This window comes from Rathayibacter sp. VKM Ac-2759, assembly GCF_009834225.1.
In the GTDB taxonomy this organism is placed as follows: Bacteria; Actinomycetota; Actinomycetes; order Actinomycetales; family Microbacteriaceae; genus Rathayibacter.
On sequence record NZ_CP047176.1, the window covers coordinates 2,141,424 to 2,158,286 of the forward strand.

Below are 16,863 nucleotides of genomic sequence, written 5' to 3' on the forward strand. Positions count from 1 at the left end.
GGACCCGGTGCCGTGCGCTTCTCCCCCGGTCGGGCCGCCGGTCGCCCGCGTCGCCGCGCCTCTCGGCACGGTGGGCGGATGAGTCGTCTCTTCCTTCCTCGCCCGGGCGTGTTCCTCGTGCTCGCTCTGCTCGCTCCGGTGCTCTGGACCCCGCCCGTCGCGGACGTCACGGTGGTCGCACCCTGGTCGGCGCCGGCGCACCGCTACGCGTCGGGGCACCGCGGGATCGACCTGGCCGCGTCACCCGGCGCCGTCGTCGTGGCGGTGGCCGACGGGACGGTGTCGTTCGCCGGACCGGTGGTCGATCGCCCGGTCGTGAGCATCGAGCACGCCGACGGGCTGGTGTCGAGCATCGAGCCGGTGGTCGCGAGCGTGACGAAGGGGCAGGTCGTCGCGGCGGGTGACGCGATCGGAGTCGTCGGCGCCGGCGGGCACTGCGACGGATCGTGCGTGCATCTCGGCGTCCGGGAGGGCGGGGAGTACGTGTCGCCGATGCGGTTCTTCGGCGGGATACCGCGGGCGGTGCTGCTGCCGATGGACGACGTCGCGTCAGGCGCGCGGGTGCGCGAGCCGGTAGGCCTCGCGGATGCGCTCGGTCGAGACGTGCGTGTAGATCTGCGTGGTGCCGAGGCTCGCGTGGCCGAGCATCTCCTGGACCGCCCGGAGGTCGGCCCCGCCGTCGAGGAGGTGGGTGGCGGCGGTGTGCCGGAGGGTGTGCGGGCCCGACGGGCCGGAACCCTGCCCGCCGTCGAGCAGGCGCGCGACGACGCCGTAGACCGTGCGCGGCGTGAGGCGGGCGCCGCGGCGGCCGAGGAGGAGGGCGTCGGTGCGCTCGGAGACCAGCGTGGGGCGGGCCTTCTCGAGGTAGGCGACGAGCGCCTCCTTCGCGGGGACGCCGAACGGGACGACGCGCTGCTTCGAGCCCTTGCCGGTGACGAGGACGGTGAGCCGGGAGAGGTCGAGGTCGGCCGTGTCGATGGCGACCAGCTCCGAGACGCGGATCCCCGAGGCGTAGAGCAGCTCGATGATCGCGAGGTCGCGGAGCGCGACCGGATCCTCGGTCGCCCCCTGCGCCGAGACGATGTCGATGACGTGCTCGGTCTGCGGCTGCGTGAGCACGCGGGGAAGGGAGCGCCCGGCTTTCGGGGTGCGCAGCCGTGCCGCGACGTCGGTCGCGAGGCGCTCGGAGCGGAGTGCCCACGACGAGAAGGAGCGGACCGCGGCCGTCCGCCGCGCGAGCGTCGCCCGCGCGGCCCCGGTCTGCGATTCGTGCCAGAGCCAGTCGCGCAGGAGCTCGAGGTCGAGCTGGTCCATGCGGTCGGTGTGCTTCGTGCCCGCGAACTCGACGAGCTTGGCGAGGTCACCGCGGTAGCCCTTGGCGGTGGCGGGTGAGAGCGAGCGCTCGTCGAGCACGTAGCGGAGGAAGTCGTCGACCGCTCCCGCGATCGTGTCGTCAGGCATCGGGCATCCGCGACCAGAGGTCGATGCGGCCCTGCTCGTCGAGGCTCTCGAGCTTCTCGATGAGGTCGGTGCCGAAGCGGGTGGCGACCGCGGCGGTCGCCGTCGGGACGAGCGAGGTCGCGACGGTCTCGGGGTGGACGTGCACGAGCGAGAAGCTCTGGGCGCCGTCGATCCCGCGGAGCTCCCGCTCGGGGGCGCCGAGGTCCATCGTGTAGCTGGTCGCGCCGGCGACGAAGACAGGGACACCGGCGAACGTCGCTGCGGTCGGGTAGTGCAGGTGGCCGCCGAGGATCGCGCGCACGTCGGTGCCGCGGACGACCTCCTCGAGCCGGTCCATCCCGCGCAGCTCGAGCACCGTCATCGCCCCGAGCGGGGTCGGCAGCGGCGGGTGGTGCAGCGCGAGGATCGTGCCGAGCGGCGCCGGCATTGCGAGGACGTCGGCGAGGCTGTCGAGCTGGGCGTCGGTGAGCGCACCGTGGTGGAAGCCGGGCACGGCGCTGTCGAGCGCGATGAGGCGGAGCCCGTCGAGGTCGACGACCTGGTCGATGGGCGCCTCGTTCTCGTCGGTCTCGTCTAGGAGGACTCTGCGGAAGGCGCTGCGCTCGTCGTGGTTGCCCATCCCCCAGATGATCGGGCACCCGAAGCGCTCCCCCAGCGGGCCGAGCGCGGCGCGGACGCGTCGGTACGCGTCCTCCTCCCCGCGGTCGGCGACATCGCCGGTGACGACGATCGCGTCGAGCGCACCCCCGCGCTCGACGAGCCGCTCCACGGCCTCCGCGAGCCGGGTGACGGTGTCGACCCGCCCGTAGAGAGGAGCGCCCTCTGCGAGGAAGTGCGTGTCGCTGAGGTGGGCGATGATGCGGTCGGCCGCCCTGAAGTGACCGAGCTGCGGCCTCACCGCCTGTGCTGTCTCGTCGCCCACTGCCACTCCCCTTCGCCGATGCGTCTTCAGCGTAGGGCGGACGACCGACACGGCCGGAGGGGCGCACGGGCGGGCACCGGCCGAGACAGTCAGACGGGTCGCCCGACGGACAGCCTCGCTCCACCAAGGCACGCGGTGCCCGAACGCTCGCCGGATCGGACCGGCCCGTGGGGGCACCGACCTACCTCGCCGACGGAGCGGGACTGACGCGTGTCATCGATCGACGCCGACCCTCCGACCGAGAGGGCACCAGCGGAGAAGGTGCACGCTCCGCCCGGTGCCGGCCCGGCGCCGCTCGCCTCACCTCGGCGCGGCGCGCCACCCTCCGTCCTCGCCGCGCTCGACGAAGCCGTCGGCGAGGAGCGCCCCGAGCATCGCCAGCGCGTCGGCCACCGAGCAGCCCGCCGCTCGCGCGATCGAGTCGGTGTCGTGTGCGCCTCTCCCCCGCAGGGCGTCCATGATCCGGGTGGCGGGCCCGGCGGGCTCAGCCACCTCCGCACTCTGCTCGCGCGCTCCGAGGAGTTCGAGGACGTCGGCCGCCGAGGTGACGCACGTCGCCGCGTACTCGCGGAGGAGACGGTGGCAGCCCGCGGAGGAGGAGCTCGTCACCGGTCCGGGAACAGTTCCCAGCGGCCGACCGAGCGCGGCCGCATGCCCCGCGGTGTTGAGCGAACCGGAGCGGGCACCGGCCTCGACGACGACCGTGGCCGCCGTCGACGCCGCGATCAGCCTGTTCCGCTGGAGGAACCTCCACCGCGTGGGTGTCGTGCCCGGGGGCACCTCCGTCACCACGGCGCTGCCGGGCGTCGCGATGATGCGGTGCAGCAGGTCGGAGTGGGCCGTCGGGTAGAGCCGGTCGGCGCCTCCGGCGAGGAACGCCACCGTACGACCACCCGTGCCGAGCGCTGCGCGATGAGCGACGGCGTCGATCCCGAAGGCGCCGCCCGAGACGACGAGCACCCCTCGATCCGCGGTTCCCGCGGCGAGTTCCGCGGCGACGTGCTCGCCGTAGCCGGTGGCCGCTCTCGCACCGACGAGCGCGAGTCGACGAGGCGTCGTGAGGGCGGAGGCGTCGCCCCGTACCCAGAGGACGAGTGGCGCGTGCGGACCGAGGTCGTCCAGCGACTCGGGCCATCCGGCCGACCCCGGCACCAGCAGGTGGGCATCGAGACGGTGCGCGATCTCGAGTCGCCGCCGCAGAAGCGCCCGGTCCACCCGGGGGCGCCATCGCTCGAGTCCCACCGCGAGAGCGGTCGGCTCGAGGGGAGGCTCCTCGGTCGAGGCCAGGATGTCGGCGGCGGTCGAGGTCGTGATCACGTGAGCGAGCGCCGCGGCGGCACCGATGCCGTCGATCAGCGTCGCAGCGACGGCGTCCCCGGGCTCGGTGAGCGAACTCCAGGCGGCGCGGGCCAGCACCTCGACGGGATCGATCGCGGTCCCCTCCGTCAGCAGGGGACGGACCGCGCGGATCTCCGTCCGGTCGAACAGCTCGGCAGTGCGCATCACGCGGCACCTCCTCGCAGCACGAGGGCCCGCCCGAGATGAGCGGCCGTGGGGCGGTCGACGCCGTCGAGGTCGGCGAGCGTCCAGCCGAGGCGGAGGACGCGGTCGTAGCCGCGCATCGTCACGAGCCCTCTCTCCAGCGCACGATCGAGCACCCGAGACTCGCCGGCCGTCGGGCGGTGCGCGGTCGAGCGGAGCCAGTTGCCGGCGACCTCCGAGTTGGTCGACCAGGGCGTGCGGCGCCACCGCTCGGCGGCGCGGGCTCGGGCAGCGACGACGCGTGCTCGTGCCTCCGCCGTCGAGAGGCCGGGCTCGTCGCGGCGGGCCGCCAGCTGCGCCGCGCCGATCCGGCGGACCGTCAGCCGGATGTCGACCCGGTCGAGCAGCGGACCACTGAGCCGTGCGAGATAGCGGCGCCTCAGGGCCGGAGCGCAGGTGCACGTCTCCCCCGGGATCCCGTGCCGACCGCACGGGCACGGGTTCGCCGCGAGAACGAGCTGCACCCGGGCCGGGAACTCCGCGACGGCGTTCGCGCGGTGGATGCGGATCACCCCGGACTCGAGCGGCTGGCGCAGCGCATCGAGCGCCACCGCCGAGAACTCCGGAGCCTCGTCGAGGAAGAGGATTCCGCGGGTGGCGCGCGCGACGGCGCCGGGCCGGATGCGTCCGCTGCCGCCCCCGACGATCGCCGCGGCGGAGGCGGAGTGGTGCGGGCTCTCGAACGGCGGGCGCCGTACGAGATCACCGCCGGTCGGCGCGCCGGTCAGCGAGCGCATGCACGTCGCCTCCAGAGCCGCCTCGTCGTCGAGATCGGGCAGGATCCCCGGCAGGCGAGACGCGAGCATGGTCTTGCCCGCGCCGGGCGGTCCGAGCAGGAACACGTGGTGACCGCCCGCGGCCGCGACGACCATCGCCTCCGCCGCCTCCTCGTTGCCGATCACATCGGCGAAGTCGAGCCGCGCCTCCGGCTCGATCGTCGCCGCGGGCGCTGACGTCTCCTCCGGCAGGACCGGAACGTCCCACTCGGCGCCGTGCCACACCGCAGCCGCGGCGAGCGAGGAGACCGCGATGACCTCGACACCATCGACCAGCTCGGCCTCGAGCCGGTCGTCGGAGGGGACCATCACGCGCCGCCGCCCCTCCCGCGCCGCCGCGAGCACCGCCGGAAGCACCCCCGGCACCGACCGCAACCGCCCGTCCAGACCCAGCTCGCCGACGTGCACGACCGACGCGACCGACTCCGGATTCACCTCACCCAGCGCTGCCAGCGTCGCGAGCCCGATCGCGAGGTCGAACGCCGACCCGTGCTTGGGCATCGCCGCCGGCGACAGGTTCACCGTGATCTTGTACTCCGAGACCACGCTCCCGGAGTTGATCGCCGCCGACCGCACCCGCTCCTTCGCCTGCGACAGCGCCGCATCCGGCAACCCGATGATCACCATCCCCGGCGTCCCATCGGCCGAATGCGCCTCCACCCCGACCACCGCGCCCGCGAACCCCACGAGCCCCACCGACGACGTCCTCCCGATGCCCATTACGCCACCGCCCGCAGATGACGCACCTGCGTCGGCACACCCTCGGGCGCGATGATCCCCACCGCATCGATCCGCAGATGCCGCGACCGCTCGTGATGCTCATGCGCCCACGCATACGCCAACCGCCGCAACCGCGCCGCCTTCGCCCGCGTGATCGCCTCCACCGGCAACCCGAACCGCGTCGACGACCTCGTCTTCACCTCCACCACCACCAGCGCCGCACCCTCACGCGCCACGATGTCCAGCTCGCCCTCCCGCACCCGCCAGTTGCGATCCAGGATCTCGAACCCGTGCGCCCTCAGATGCGCCGCCGCGATCTCCTCGCCCCGCCGCCCCAACTCGTCCTTGTCCATGCAGAACCTCCCGCACGAAGAATCGCGGAGACCGCGCTAGCCCGCGGGGGCGAGCGAGAGAATTGGGGACGGAGACCTCGATCAGCGGCTGTGGAGGAATGCCGGGTGTTGCAGTTTCGAGGACGAACTTGGGTCTGGTCGACCTAGCCAAGCTCGCTGCCATCGTCGTCGGCACTTGCCTCCTCTAGCTCAGCGCGCGGGTCGCAAAGGACCGTAGCGATCGGGTCAGCGACGCGATCGGCTCAGCCCCGATGGAGTCGGCCTCGTCGCGCATGCTCTTGATGAGGAAGCTGGCGTCCTTCGTGTCGAGCCCGCCGCTCTCGAAGCTCAGCGCCAGAGCGTTGCGGTTCGCCGGGATGGCAACGACGCTCACTTCGAGCAGCTCGTTGTCCTTGAGCAAGGGCACGTCGTCCTCGAACTCCATCGTGTGAGGGATGAAGCCAGCGGAGACGGTGCGCCGCGTGCCCGCCTTGACCTGGCGGTAGATGAGATCGGCCTTCGGGTTGATTCCGGCCGCGTCGAACTGGGCAGTCAGCTGAGACTTGCCGCTCTGGTCGAGCTGGATGTCGACGGCCTTGCCGAGGATGTTCTGCGGCTCAGAAGGATCGTGGCCCAGAGCACGACGGGGTTGTTCTTGTAGTGCGTGACGTCCCAGGTCTTCTGGTCGACCTTCTCGCCGTAGCGGTCGATCGAGTCGTCGCTGAACACGAAAGTCACTGTTCGGTTCTCGTCGTCGATTGACTTGAGGTTGATGTTGTACAGTTTGTTGATCTTCTTGTTCAGTTGTGCCTTCATGCTGCCACTACTTATAGGGAAGTGGCGCAGTTATTGCAAGGACTACATCTCGCTCGACAGATCATTGAACGACAGCTCAGGTTCGTCAGCAGGCTTCGCCTTCTTCAACTTCCCGCTCTCATAATCGAAAACCCAGCGCTTCCCGCGAAAATCGTTAAAATACACGAGGACTTGCCGATCCTCGAACTCGGGAGTGTAGAAGATGGCCGCTGCCTTCTCATTACGAGGCAGGATGTCAAACGTGATCGTCATCGCCCCTCCATCGTTGTCTTTCCTCGAGAGAGTGCGATCGTCGAAGCCTCCGAGATTGAACTCAGGAAAAGTCAGCGTTGGGAAGTCGATTCCGCCCTTCGATCCCTCGGTCATGTGCACCTTGATGCGCGATTTCGCGCGACCATCTTCGTTGAGCAGCTTGACTGCGGTCCCGTATAGGTAACGGTGGTGGTTCATCGCGACGCTCTGAACGAGACTGACGCGAAGTCCTTCCGCGTCAGCATTCCTCCGATCGAAGAACTGGATAAATTGCGTGATACTCGCGACCGCCAGAGCAACGAATGCCACGAGTCCAGCGGTCCAGTCGGCCCAAGTACCAAGTTCCATGCGCTCACCGTACCGGCAGCGAACCTGCCGCCAACGTCGAGTCTGACTCGAACAGCTTGCTGGTGTGTATCCGCAGACGGACGCGCAGCCTCCTAGACAGCATCCGTTTTTTCTTTATGTCCCAGGCCCAGGACTGACCGAGGCTGTCCTCGAAGGCCACGACCAGCAGCTTGACCCCCTCCTCGATCGGCAGATCCAGCTCGAAGCCATCCGCTGGCGAGATGGTGCCGACGGACTCGATCGCGTAGTGCGGCGTACGCCGATGTACCTCCCAGTAGAGCCGAGCGCCGTGCCAGGCCCCGATCACCCGGGCCCTGACGTTGGCTCTGATCTCCCTGCGGAAGCCCTTCATCACACCCTGCCAGGATCGCCGGCCCGCCAGCATCTTCTCTGGCGTGACGTCGTAGATGACGCAGACGTCTACGAATTCCGACTCTGAGCGGTTGTCGAGCATCACGGAGTGGGTCCAGGGGTCATCGTCTCGGTTGAACCTCGTCTGGATTCGCAGCAGACGTGCCTGAGACTTCCTGTGCTGGGCGCGGTCGTGTCTGAACGCCAGTGCAGCGATCCAGACAGCGACGGCCGTCACGATGCCTGTCACCCAGTCAGCGGTGGAGCCCCAGTTCCACTGCCGCATGTCTGCCTCGCCGGTGAGTAGCTCCGAGAGCCAACCGACGACAGCGTTCAATCGACCCCCGAAGTCCACGCGTGAACCCTAGCGTCAGGGTGAGTTCTAGATGACCCTCCACGCGCTCGGGAACGCCTTGAGCGTGACGGCGGCGCCGGACGGCAGCGTGTAGGTGTTGGCCGTCGTCACGTTGCCGATCAGCTCGGCGCCGTTGCCCTTGATGGTCGCGGCGGCGGCGTTGATGTTGACGAAGTCGTACATGCGGCCCTGGCACGTCGCGAGGGCTGGCAGGGTCTGGGTGGCGGTCGTGTTCAGCTCGACGGCGAAGTGACCGGACTCCAGCGTCTCGACGTCGAGCTGAGGTACTGACTTCGGGTCGGTGGCTAAGTGCGTGAAGTTGGTGTTGTCACGGACGTCAACGGTTGGTGACAGTGCCGCCCCGTTGTTGAGGTAGACGGAAGGAGTTGAGGTCTCTGTCGCGAGAGAATTGTTCACGATTTGAACGTCGGACCAAGTCAATGCCCCGTCAAAGACGATGGCATGCCTTTGGAACTTCGAACCCGGCGCCCCCGACCGTGATGACCTCGATCTGCGTCTCGTCGACGCTGACGTGGACGACGTCCTCGAGTACATGAATCACATCGCTCATACGGTGACCTCTTGGTCGAGCGTGATCACACCCTTGAGGAGACGCTTCACGACTGAGGTGCCTTCGGTGATCTCTAGGTCGTAGTTCGCGGTGTCGAAGCTCAGTGCGGTCGTCTGCGCGCTGCTGAGCACGATGATGATCGTGCCTGCTATACCTCCGAGAACGAGACCCGCCGTATCGGTGAGGGTCAGGATGATGGACTACTCAGCGTCGCGCACCTGCATGCGCGCGGTCTTGTTCGTGAGGTTGACGAGGGCGCCCGAGGCGTCCTTCCATGTGACGACGCGGGTGAAGGCGACGCCTTGCTCAATTGTGAAGTTGTACTTGCCTGCCATATGCCGCCCAATATGACGGAGCGTCAAGCTTCTGGCAAGGAGTTTACTTTCGCTTCTGCCGCCCGGGACCACTTATCGAAAAACTTATAGGAGACAGGCAAGCACTCGTCGTGGGAGAAGAGGCGGATCCATCTCCGGTTATGCGCATCCTTGAACGCGACTGCACCATAGTTTACCGCGTAGGGTTCTTTCAGTTCTATCGAGTGGGAGAGAGTTTCTCCGAATTTCAGAGGGGCATAGGACGATTTCACCGCCTCATCTCCATCCTCTTTCGTTTTTCTGGTTAGGGGCGGCATGGCCGTATGCACTTGGGCGACGGGTCTCCACCGCGAGCTGCAGAGCGCTGGCTCTACCATTAGAAAGAATGCATCAGATATTCGCTTATCAGTGAGGTTCTCGACTGAAAAGTGTGCCTTGCCAGAATAATGCTGAACATTAAAGAACACCTGATCGGCCTGATCTCGTTTTAGGCGCAGCGCTTCACCCCGATACACGAACGCAACGGCAACGAAACCGGCAGTCGTGGCGACCGCGGCCAACCAGTCGGGCCATGTGCCCAGCCCAATGACGGGGTCTTCAGACCTATTGGCGACCGCAATCATGAAGGTGTAGGCAGTATGCACCAGGCCAATGTAGCGGTCTGTGCCTAGCGGACACGCACCGGCAGCAACGTGCACCTGCACCGCGGGTGCAGCGGAGCGCCTGCCACATCGTCGTAGTCGTGGTTGTAGACGTAGGTCGTCTCCTCGCCCTTCCGGTTCGTACCGGCCTCAGTCTGGACGTCGCCCTTCGAGTGGAAGTTCTTGTCCAGGCCGATCACGCGGCCATGCATCGGTACACAGAACTTACAGACGCGCTCGTCCTGGGCGGTGTACCACTCCTTCGCCGTGACGATGCCGCTCTGGTCCCACGCCTGCACGTCGGCGAAGCTCTGAGCACGGGCGATCTCGGTCTGGGCGATTAGGTCAGCGCGTAGCGTCGAGACGAGCCCCATGACAGCTTCGATGCGCGCCTGGAGCTGGTAGCTGCTCTCCCCCGCGTTGGCACCTTCGGTCAGCGTCGCTCGGAGCTGCTTCTCCGTCTCGTCGTTGACATCCTCAGCGATCTTCGTGGTGCGCTGCTGGTACCAAGCGTTGATGGCGTCGCTGTACGGGTCGTAGGTGCTCGGCTGCATGCCGATCTGCTGCATGGCGTCCATGCCGGTCTCGATGATCACGGCGAGAAGGGCTGGTTCTACGGCAGCCTTCATGGCCACGTTGGCTTGCTCCCAGTTGAGGAGCGAATCGACGTAGTCCTTCGTGCGCTGTCCGGTGAAGGTGCGCTGCACCGTAGCGACGCTGGCTAACACCTCGTCACGCTGGCGGTTGAACTCCCGCTGGATCCCGGTGAGGAGGCTCGTCTAGCACGCCATAGTCCCGGATCTCCGCGATGCTCTTCGGTTCGGAGGAGTCCGCGATCGTCAGCGTGTGGGTGCGACCGATGTACGCCCCGTCCTGGGCGGCAGGCGTCAGCCCCCCGGCCGTGCGGATTGCGTTGGCCAGCGCCTTGTTCTTCTGGTCCGTTAGGTACAACTGCTCATCGAGCAGGAAGCCGCCCTCGTAGCGGTACAGGTCCACCAGAGCGGATGGGTCGTTGGTGAAGCCGAAGTCCAGGGTGTGCCGGAAGAGCTGAGCGCCCTCGGGCACGGCCTCGACCGGCTCCCAGTTCTCGTAGATGACGCCCTCCGGGAGACCGATCTCCCCCAGGCCGTACACGCGCCAGTAGTTCGCGTCGTGCATGCGGCTCTCGACCGAGCGCACGATGGCCGGCTCCAGCGCCTCGTTGTCTCGGTACGTCAGCTTGAGAAAGTCGTGCGGGTTGTGCGGCTCGACCTCTGTGTGGACCCAGAACTCACTGGTCGGGTTGTAGTCGAGGACGACGAGCTTGCGCGTACGCGTCTCGAGCTGCGTGTAGACCTCGTAGGTGACGTTGTTGCACTCGTTCAAGAAGAGCACGTCGCGGCGTGGCCCGTGCGCCTTCGAGGAGTCGACGGAGAAGAACTCCAGCACCGCCCCGTTCGGGAACGTGTAGTACAGGTCTCCCTTCGACCACTCGTCCTCGCGCCAGTAGCGCTGCGCCTTTATGATGAACCGGAAGTCGCGGATCGCGCCGAGCTTGAGGTGCGGCAGCGACTCGCCTTGCCCACGTCAGGAGAAGCCCCTGATGCGAGAAGCTTCGGTGCCAGATTCCTGCGTGTAGAGCCTTCTGTCATATGGCTCTAGTTATCGCGCAAGCTGCGAAAAATTGGAATAGTCAGCGCGCGTCACCGACGCGAAAACTGCCTTCACAATGCGTGAGCGTGCATCCGAAGTTCACGATCCGTTGCGGGGAACCCCCGGGTATAATGATGAATTGAATCCTTGGTCGAGTCCGAATTTTTTTCGACGCTTGCTGGACAGATATTTGCCGCTCGCTAGATCACGCACCCAAACCGAATTAGATGCGTCAATAAACATCACGCAGATTTGAAGATTACGACTGTTCGGCACTAAATTGATCGACCCATAGGCAGTCATGCCGCTCGCGAGCACAGGCGAGTAGCTGTGCTGAGTTTTCGTCTGCAAGTGAAAGAATGTCCGCACGACCGGCTTGCCGTCGATCTCCAGTAGGCAGATCACATCAGCCTTTGGAACCGGGGCTGTTCCAGCATTGTACGCCCGGACCGAAAGCACATTGGCGTCAGGTCCCCCTTCGCGCTTCTCCCACTCTGGCCACGTCGCAAATTCATCTGCGTGCTTTCTGGTCGCTTTAACTCGGTCGTTCGCGAGAATGCCTAGACCGAGGAAGAACGCAGACACCGTTCCAACGGCTGCAAACCAGTCGGGGACAGTGCCCCACGCTTGGCCATCCCACCATGTACTAAACCACTCCATGCGCTACCACCGTCGATCTGCCGAACAACTCATCATCGATCATTTGCCCGGTACCCCTCTATCCGCTTGTCTCGCCTGCCCTCACGAGTAAATAGATACCAACGCGCAAGTTGTCGCTTCCACTTTCGCTCTTCCTTCTCAGAATTTTTGAGCCACTTCTGACCCTCACCTGTCTTCAAGAACGCTGCATGTTCCCGTTCGTTCTTATCACCGATCTCTTTCATCCGCTTGGCAATTTTTGATTGGTTCCACGAGCTGAATAGAAAATGATAGAGCCCGATACCAGTGTCGCCATGCGCGCGATACCATTTCTTCACTTGACGACGAGAAACATACCTGTTTGTCTGCAAGTCTCGTAGCCAGCCTTTACCGTGCGCATCACGAAAGTAGAGCAACAGCGGCGAGTCGGATGGGTCGTTCTCAAAACCAACCTTCGTTTCGATTTCTGCCCCCGGTTGAATCGGCTCTCGCTGGAACGCCCGGAGGACATGCTGAGGGCTGCCGGGCTTGACCATTAGCATCGTGAAGGGAATCGGTTTCGCACCGGCATTAAACCCGTGAACGTGGATGTACCAGTCAGGCATCTCTACGACTGCCCTGCTGCTCACCACCTCGCGCCACGTCACGAAGCCGTCTGCACTCGAACGTGCATCTTTCAGGCGATCCTTTTGAAGGACGAGGAGCGCTACGAGCAGCGTGGCGAACGTGAGGAGCCCAGTGACCCAGTCCGCTGCGGATCCAGGTTCGAGGCCGAGTACGTCATTCACCCAGTCCCAGATTGCGTCCACGCCGCGATCCTAGCGACCACCCTCCACCACGTAGTCCACCGCACCTTCACCTTGCAGCGCCTGCACCCGCGCACGACGAACCACGCCGTGCCCGTGAAGCCGACGTTCTCGGCCGTCACGGTCTGCTCGAACGTCTCCCGCCCGTGAGCGCAGGTCGTCGGCTTGGTGCGAGCCACGCGTCGGGCCTCAGCCCAGAGGCGGATGCGAGCGCGGAGGGCGGAGCGGAGGGTGTCGAGGTGGTCGGTCACTCGAGGAGGTCCGGGTTCTCGTGGATGTTGCCTACGACCGCAAGCTCACCCGGAGTCGTGTCCTCAAAGTTGAAGTTGTCCACGGGCTGAACACCCCGCATGTACCAGTAGTGGTCTGACCACTCGACGACCGCATGGAAACTCCATTCCCCGTTTAGGTACTCGACTATGTCGCCTTCGTATATTTCGACGCTTTTCTTGTCAAGGAGGCCGGTGAACTGCTCTAACGTGTACATCTGTCGGTCATGAGGTAGCGAGACTTGCACAAGGAGATCGCGCTCGTTGTGCCAGTTACGATCGAACAGGCCTCGAAAGATAAATGCGTTGTTGCTGTCACTCCACGCTCTGAACTTGATCTTGCGGCTCATCGCTCGTTCCTCTGGTCGAACCAGACGGCGATGCCGGTGACGATGAAGATGATGGCGAAGATAATTCCGACGACGATGTAGCTCTGTAGTGTGACAATGAGGATGTTCCTTGTTTAGTTATGCTTTCACTATGCGCCTATGGCTTCAAATAGTCAATACTATTCTTGCGCCATAGGTACTGCTGATACTTGCCGCTCGTATAGACCGACCACGGCGTGAACGAACCGCGCGCCTCGTAGATGCGCCACGCGTTCGCCACGTTGGTCGCCGCGTCTAGCAGCGCGTCGCAGTCCGGTCGGCCGGCCAGCACGCGGACCTGCATGAGCCCGCAGCTCATCCCCTCGCGCCGACCGTCGCCCTGGTAGGTGAGACTCAGGTCGCCGATCGCGCTCGGGTTACAGCCACTCTCGGCCTGCATGATTGCGAGGGTCCTTCTGTCAAGACGGGCACCCGGTGTGCTCCTCATGCCATTACTAAGAAGCATTTGGATCGCGCCGTAAAGAGTGGAAATTACAACAGACTTAATGACCCCCGTTCGAGACAATAGAAGTACACATGCAAGACCAGTTCGACCTCACCACCTACGTCACCGCCTCCACTCACGCAAGCGGTATTCCTCTGAAGGTCGAAGACCAATCGGTGATCACCTCGACCGCGACCATGGCGGGAGACGGAGACCGCAGCACCCCCTGTGGAGGAACGCCGGTCACACCGTCGACGCGAGCGCTCCCCGCCGAGACAGCCGTTCGAACGACCGGATGATGACCACCGCCGACGCCCCGAACCACAGCCAGGTGAGCAGATCCGCCACGAACCCCGTCACGAAGAAGCCCAGCACGAGGGCGACGACCCAGCCGACGGCCACGATCACGACCAGACCGAGAACCGCGAGCACCGAGCCGCCCACCCGCCCGCGCAGCGCACGGAGGGTCGCCGCCACCGGCCGAGCCTCTCCCGCCGCCACCGCCGGCAGGAACGCGGCGCCCAGCAGCGGAACCACGACGGCCCACGGCGCGACCACCGCCACCAGCGCCGTCACCACCAGGATCCCCGCCACCCACAGCACGAGCCGCACCGACGGCCTTCCGCTGATTAGCACCCCGGTCACCAGGACCGACAACACCGACACCGCCACGAGCACGACGAAGACGGGTGACGCCGTCACGTCCGGGTCACCGATCACCAGCAGCGCCTGCACCACCGCGTTCACCGCGACCGCGACCCAGCTCCGCAGCATCACGACCCGCCCTGCATGAACGAGGCGATGGCGTCGTCGAGGGACCCGTCGTAGAGGGTGTCCGACCCGACCGTGACCGTGAGCGTCGCGTCGTCGGACGAGCTCGACGCGACGGCGACGTCCTCGCCGTCGACCGTCGAGCCGGTGCAGGTGATCGCCTCGCCGTCGAGCGTGCAGAACGGCGCATCGAAGATCTCGACCCCCTGAGCCACCAGGACGTCGATCGCCGCGAATCGCACCTTCGCGACGTCGTCGCCTCCGACCGGCGCGAGCGCGGCGACCTGCGAGCAGCCCGCGAGCAGTGGCACGACGAGCAGCAGCCACACGAAGCGCCTCACGAGAGATGCCCCGCTTCGTACTGAGCGAGCCGGGTCCGGGCACCCATCTGCTGCGTCTCGAGCACACCGTCGCCGATCGCCGACAGATCGAAGGGAGCCGGCAGCAGCAGCTCCGTGTTGCGGTCGAGCGGCGATCCGCGGCGCATGAGCGGGTCCTCGGCCCAGTCGTTCGCGGCGAGCTCCCTGCTCTGCGAGGCGAGGTCGAGATAGCCGCCGCTCGTGCCCGGCACGACCGGCGAGGCATGGTCGAGCACGGTGGTGAAGATCGAGAGCGTGCCGTCGCGGTTGTCGACGAGCTCGACGGTCTGCTGCTGCTGAGGGAAGTCGATGCACGAGGCCGTGGTGATCTCCCAGAACCCGCCCCGCTCGCCGCGGTGCGGGAGGATCTGGTTCAGGTGGGTGTGGCCGTTCAGCCAGCCCACGACGACCGGGTACTGCAGCAGCAGGTCGACGAACTCCTCCGCCCCGTGCAGGGTCTGGGTCTGACCCGGGCGCTGGGCGCGGTTCTCGAGTGTGAGGCTGTTGTGGTGGCTGAAGATCAGTACGAGCTTCTCCTCGGCCTGCGCCTTGGCGAGCTCGCCCTTCAGCCACTGGAACTGGTCGTCGGGTACGGCGCCGTCGGGCCCGGCGACCTGGTTGCAGGTGTCGAGTCCGAAGGCGCGGATGCTCGGCGTCAGATCGTTCGCCCACCAGGTCTCGCCGCTGTCGAGGTTGTGCTGGGTGAAGCCGTGGCCGGCCGGCCCGGGCGTGGGCTGCGTGTCGAAGTGCTCCACCATGAAGTCGCGCTGCGAGAACAGCCGGCGGCGAGTGTCGCTCGACACAGCGCGGAAGCCCGAGCCTCCGAGCTGCACGCCGAGAGCATCGAGCAAGCGCTGCACCGGGCTCGCCGACGCCGCATAGCCCCCGAGGACCGCGGAGGCGGTGCCCTCGAGTGAGAACGACTTCTGCCCACCGACGGCGAGGGCGCGCAGCTGCGAGCCGATGTCGAAGGTGCCCAGCAGCAGCGTCTCGTGGTTGCCGTAGACCGTGTACCAGGGCACGGGGAGACCGACCGAGTCGACGGGCGTCGAGCTCGCCTGCGCGAGCAGATCCGGGAGGCGGGGGAAGCCGTAGTCGCCGAAGTCGCCTCCGGTCGGATCCGCCGGACGGTAGGCCCAGGCCGCCTCCGGCCAGGCCTGCACGCCCTCGAACACCGAGCCGGATCCGCTGGACGGAGTGACGCTGACGCCGTCGAGGATGTCGATGTACCAGCGGAGCTCGTGGTGCGAGTGCATGTCGGCGCTGTCGCCGGTGACGATCGCCGCCTCCATCGCCGCTCCGGTCAGCGGGCTGTAGCGCACGTCGGCGAACGCCTTCACCATCGCCGCGGTGGCGTGCACGGTGAGCGCGTCCTGCGGGTGGAACGCCGACCCCCACGCGGCGTGGTCCTGGACGATCATCGGCTCGATGCGGCCGGGCGACTCCGAGTCGATGACGTGCAGATCGGAGAGGTGTCCCAGGTACAGGAGCGAGCGCCGGGCGGCGGTACGGCCGGCAGCGGGCGCCGTCCGCAGCACGTCGATGCGCGCGACGTAGGGCTCACCCGGTCCGGCGCGGAGCCCGCGGTACTGCCCCGAGATCACGGAGCCCTGGAGGATCGTCTGCGTCAGGGTGCTGGGCGCCTCGGCCGCCGCGGCGACAGGGGCCGAGAGGAGTGCTCCCAGCCGGTCGAGGCCGAGCCCGCTCGCCGCGGCGAGGAGTCCGACCGTCGTCGTGAACCGGCGACGGGACAGACCGGGCACAGTTCGTCCTCTCGGAGACGCGGGGCACCAGTATCGGGCACCCGGGTCGCCGGAGGTTCCCCCCAGAAGACGTGGCGGTGAGCCCTACTCGTCGAGCGCGAGCTCCTTGGGCAGCTCGAACTCCTTGCGCGAGAGCTCCTCGACGTTGACGTCCTTGAAGGTCAGCACGCGCACCGACTTCACGAAGCGGTCGGAGCGGTAGACGTCCCAGACCCACACGTCGCGCATGGTCAGCTCGAAGTAGAAGTCGTGCTCGGTGTCGCGGCGGACCAGCTCGACCTCGTTCGCCAGGTAGAACCGGCGCTCGGTCTCGACGACGTACGAGAACTGCGAGACGACGTCGCGGTACTCCCGGTACAGTGCCAGCTCGACCTCGCGGTCGTAGTCCTCGAATTCGTCTTCATCCATCG

The 16,863-nt window shown here is 66.4% G+C and carries 23 protein-coding genes and 1 pseudogene; 1 reads left to right on the plus strand and 23 read right to left on the minus strand.

What is annotated here, in order from left to right:
- Nucleotides 1–78: 78 nt before the first annotated feature.
- Nucleotides 79–432 (plus strand): annotated as a pseudogene (locus tag GSU68_RS09830) (M23 family metallopeptidase); the annotation flags it as partial.
- Nucleotides 433–549: 117 nt separating this feature from the next.
- On the opposite strand, the gene GSU68_RS09835 reads toward GSU68_RS09830, so the two are convergent.
- From GSU68_RS09835 to GSU68_RS09930, 23 genes are all read right to left on the minus strand, one after another.
- Nucleotides 550–1,461 (minus strand): tyrosine recombinase XerC, encoded by a 912-nt coding sequence (locus tag GSU68_RS09835; protein ID WP_159907810.1) that lies wholly within the window; start codon nt 1,459–1,461, stop codon nt 550–552.
- Entirely contained in the window at nt 1,454–2,383 is a 930-nt protein-coding gene (locus GSU68_RS09840) for a phosphodiesterase (RefSeq protein WP_244259231.1), read from the minus strand. Before GSU68_RS09840 ends, GSU68_RS09835 begins: the two co-directional genes overlap by 8 nt.
- 300 nt (nt 2,384–2,683) lie before the next feature.
- Nucleotides 2,684–3,886 (minus strand): DNA-processing protein DprA, encoded by a 1,203-nt coding sequence (gene dprA / locus GSU68_RS09845; RefSeq protein WP_159910233.1) that lies wholly within the window; start codon nt 3,884–3,886, stop codon nt 2,684–2,686.
- Entirely contained in the window at nt 3,886–5,421 is a 1,536-nt protein-coding gene (locus GSU68_RS09850; RefSeq protein ID WP_159907813.1) for a YifB family Mg chelatase-like AAA ATPase, read from the minus strand. Before GSU68_RS09850 ends, dprA begins: the two co-directional genes overlap by 1 nt.
- Nucleotides 5,421–5,774, minus strand: a complete 354-nt coding sequence (locus tag GSU68_RS09855) for a YraN family protein (RefSeq protein ID WP_159907815.1) — start codon at nt 5,772–5,774, stop codon at nt 5,421–5,423. The genes GSU68_RS09850 and GSU68_RS09855 overlap by 1 nt, the downstream gene beginning before the upstream one ends.
- 184 nt (nt 5,775–5,958) lie before the next feature.
- Complete coding sequence (locus tag GSU68_RS09860) at nt 5,959–6,390, minus strand: HK97 family phage prohead protease (protein ID WP_348272521.1); 432 nt, start codon at nt 6,388–6,390, stop codon at nt 5,959–5,961.
- On the minus strand, nt 6,306–6,569 hold the full coding sequence (locus tag GSU68_RS19870; protein ID WP_244259232.1) for a hypothetical protein: 264 nt from the start codon (nt 6,567–6,569) through the stop codon (nt 6,306–6,308). Before GSU68_RS19870 ends, GSU68_RS09860 begins: the two co-directional genes overlap by 85 nt.
- 42 nt (nt 6,570–6,611) lie before the next feature.
- Nucleotides 6,612–7,169 carry a hypothetical protein gene (locus GSU68_RS09865; RefSeq protein ID WP_159907818.1) on the minus strand — a complete coding sequence of 186 codons (558 nt, stop codon included), beginning with the start codon at nt 7,167–7,169 and terminating at the stop codon, nt 6,612–6,614.
- A 4-nt stretch (nt 7,170–7,173) separates the two neighbouring features.
- Nucleotides 7,174–7,875: a hypothetical protein gene (locus GSU68_RS09870; protein ID WP_159907820.1), complete on the minus strand. Its 702-nt coding sequence runs from the start codon at nt 7,873–7,875 to the stop codon at nt 7,174–7,176.
- Nucleotides 7,876–7,902: 27 nt separating this feature from the next.
- The gene (locus GSU68_RS09875) at nt 7,903–8,292 is read right to left on the minus strand and encodes a hypothetical protein (RefSeq protein ID WP_159907823.1); all 390 of its coding nucleotides are present in this window, start codon (nt 8,290–8,292) and stop codon (nt 7,903–7,905) included.
- 150 nt (nt 8,293–8,442) lie between these two features.
- A complete protein-coding gene (locus tag GSU68_RS20050) occupies nt 8,443–8,577 on the minus strand; it encodes a hypothetical protein (RefSeq protein WP_279631029.1) in 135 nt (44 codons plus the stop codon).
- A gap of 69 nt (nt 8,578–8,646) precedes the next feature.
- Nucleotides 8,647–8,781 carry a hypothetical protein gene (locus tag GSU68_RS20055; RefSeq protein WP_279631030.1) on the minus strand — a complete coding sequence of 45 codons (135 nt, stop codon included), beginning with the start codon at nt 8,779–8,781 and terminating at the stop codon, nt 8,647–8,649.
- Between the two features lie 23 nt (nt 8,782–8,804).
- Nucleotides 8,805–9,404 carry a hypothetical protein gene (locus GSU68_RS09880; RefSeq protein ID WP_159907825.1) on the minus strand — a complete coding sequence of 200 codons (600 nt, stop codon included), beginning with the start codon at nt 9,402–9,404 and terminating at the stop codon, nt 8,805–8,807.
- A gap of 23 nt (nt 9,405–9,427) precedes the next feature.
- Complete coding sequence (locus GSU68_RS09885; protein WP_159907828.1) at nt 9,428–10,108, minus strand: phage minor head protein; 681 nt, start codon at nt 10,106–10,108, stop codon at nt 9,428–9,430.
- 25 nt (nt 10,109–10,133) lie between these two features.
- Nucleotides 10,134–10,949, minus strand: a complete 816-nt coding sequence (locus GSU68_RS09890; protein WP_348272522.1) for a terminase family protein — start codon at nt 10,947–10,949, stop codon at nt 10,134–10,136.
- A 183-nt stretch (nt 10,950–11,132) separates the two neighbouring features.
- Nucleotides 11,133–11,693 (minus strand): hypothetical protein, encoded by a 561-nt coding sequence (locus tag GSU68_RS09895; protein WP_159907833.1) that lies wholly within the window; start codon nt 11,691–11,693, stop codon nt 11,133–11,135.
- Between the two features lie 32 nt (nt 11,694–11,725).
- The gene (locus GSU68_RS09900) at nt 11,726–12,481 is read right to left on the minus strand and encodes a hypothetical protein (RefSeq protein ID WP_159907835.1); all 756 of its coding nucleotides are present in this window, start codon (nt 12,479–12,481) and stop codon (nt 11,726–11,728) included.
- A 244-nt stretch (nt 12,482–12,725) separates the two neighbouring features.
- Nucleotides 12,726–13,097 (minus strand): YopX family protein, encoded by a 372-nt coding sequence (locus tag GSU68_RS09905; RefSeq protein ID WP_159907838.1) that lies wholly within the window; start codon nt 13,095–13,097, stop codon nt 12,726–12,728.
- Between the two features lie 136 nt (nt 13,098–13,233).
- Nucleotides 13,234–13,515 (minus strand): hypothetical protein, encoded by a 282-nt coding sequence (locus GSU68_RS09910; protein ID WP_159907840.1) that lies wholly within the window; start codon nt 13,513–13,515, stop codon nt 13,234–13,236.
- 288 nt (nt 13,516–13,803) lie between these two features.
- Nucleotides 13,804–14,337 carry a hypothetical protein gene (locus tag GSU68_RS09915; RefSeq protein ID WP_159907843.1) on the minus strand — a complete coding sequence of 178 codons (534 nt, stop codon included), beginning with the start codon at nt 14,335–14,337 and terminating at the stop codon, nt 13,804–13,806.
- Nucleotides 14,334–14,672 (minus strand): hypothetical protein, encoded by a 339-nt coding sequence (locus tag GSU68_RS09920; RefSeq protein WP_159907845.1) that lies wholly within the window; start codon nt 14,670–14,672, stop codon nt 14,334–14,336. Before GSU68_RS09920 ends, GSU68_RS09915 begins: the two co-directional genes overlap by 4 nt.
- On the minus strand, nt 14,669–16,453 hold the full coding sequence (locus GSU68_RS09925; RefSeq protein WP_159907848.1) for a TIGR03767 family metallophosphoesterase: 1,785 nt from the start codon (nt 16,451–16,453) through the stop codon (nt 14,669–14,671). The genes GSU68_RS09920 and GSU68_RS09925 overlap by 4 nt, the downstream gene beginning before the upstream one ends.
- A gap of 84 nt (nt 16,454–16,537) precedes the next feature.
- Complete coding sequence (locus GSU68_RS09930; RefSeq protein WP_056044100.1) at nt 16,538–16,861, minus strand: DUF2469 family protein; 324 nt, start codon at nt 16,859–16,861, stop codon at nt 16,538–16,540.
- Nucleotides 16,862–16,863 lie beyond the last annotated feature (2 nt).